Origin of the sequence: Lactiplantibacillus xiangfangensis, from assembly GCF_001438845.1 — a bacterium.
GTDB classification, from domain to species: domain Bacteria; phylum Bacillota; class Bacilli; order Lactobacillales; family Lactobacillaceae; genus Lactiplantibacillus; species Lactiplantibacillus xiangfangensis.
The window spans coordinates 3053-4645 of record NZ_JQCL01000100.1; the positions used below are offsets into that span (position 1 = coordinate 3053).

General features: G+C 43.5%; 1 protein-coding gene. It reads left to right on the top strand.

Features of this window, described 5'->3' with window-relative positions; all coding sequences use genetic code 11:
- Nucleotides 1-1593: DNA topoisomerase III (gene topB / locus IV64_RS12565; protein WP_057707575.1), on the top strand; the 1593-nt coding region annotated here is incomplete at both ends.

Sequence of the window (1593 nt, forward strand, 5' to 3'; positions counted from 1 at the left end):
CCAGCAATGGGCCTTATCTAATTTACCGATTTTCCCCGATAAATACAAGTTTGAAGTGTCAGCTAGTAAAAAAGCCCAATTCAAGGTCGTTAAAGACCTGTTAACGAAAGCCGATACCATTATTGTGGCCACCGATAGTGGTCGAGAAGGGTCAAATATCGCGTGGTCGATCATGAACCAAGCGCATATTGATGTTAAGTCGAAAACGATTAAGCGCCTTTGGTTGAATAGCCTAGAAAAAGACGCGATTATTACCGGCTTTAAAAATCTTGGTGATTGGCACAAAGACTATTTGGCTTATAAAGAAGCCCAAACCCGTCAAATTAGTGACTGGTTAATTGGTATGAATGGCAGTCCTTTATATACTTTGTTGTTAAGACAAAAAGGGGTGCGCGGGGTGTACTCAATTGGTCGCGTGCAGACGCCAACCTTGTATATGGTTTATCGAAGAGACCAGGCAATCAAAAACTTTAAGCCGGAACCCTATTTTGAACTAAATGCGGAAATTTTAGCTAATCAGCAAAAATTCGTCGCAAAATTAGACCCCTATCAGCGATTTAAAGACGAAACAGGGATAATGACATTCATGCAAGCTAAACACGTTCAGAAAGGCTCACAGGGCGGTTTAATCAAGGACGTCCAAAAACAGGCTAAAAAGCGTGCTAGTCCCCAACTATTCTCACTATCCAGTCTGCAAAGTGCCATGAATAAACGTTATCACGCCAGCGCCAGCCAAACCTTAGCAGCCATTCAAAGTTTATATGAAGCCAAGTTGTTGAGTTATCCCCGCACCGATTGTGCTTATATCACTGATGAAGAATTTGAGTACTTAGTGGCTAATCTGACGAAGTATCTGGGTTTAGTCTCTAAGCAAGTCGCTTTAACCAATACCACCCCAAATAAACGTTACGTCAATGGGAAAAAGGTTGAAGAGCATTACGCCATTATCATGACTAAAGTTGTGCCGACTAAAGAGAAACTAGCCAGCTTATCTAAATTACAGCAACAAGTCTATGACCTGGTTTTAAGGACGACGTTAGCGATGTTTGCTGATCCGTACGAGTACGAAGAAACCACCATTATCACCCAAGTTGGTGACGCCAATTTTAAAGCAACCGGTAAGGTCCCAACTAAGCAAGGTTGGCAAGCTTTATTTGATGATCACAAAACCGACCAGCAAGAGGCAGCCACCCTACCGATCGTTCACCAAGGCGACCAAGTTCAAGCGAATCTGCAAACACCGCAAAAAGAAACGACACCACCGGTGCCCTTTACCGAAGGTACCTTAATTACGGCAATGAAGACGGCCGGTAAAACACTTGATGATGAAGAAGCCCAGGCGATTCTTAAAGATGTGCAAGGCATTGGAACGAGCGCAACCCGGGCAAATGTGCTGGAAGTGTTAAAGAAGCGCGGCTATTTAGTTACTGAAAAGAACAAGCTCCACGTCAGTGAAGCGGGGATTACTTTATGTAAAGCGGTTGAACTCGAACCCTTGTTAACTAGCCCAGAGATGACAGAAAAATGGGAGCAAGCATTACAGCAAATCAGTACCGAAGAACGCACCCCAGATAACTTTTTGAGCCAGATTAA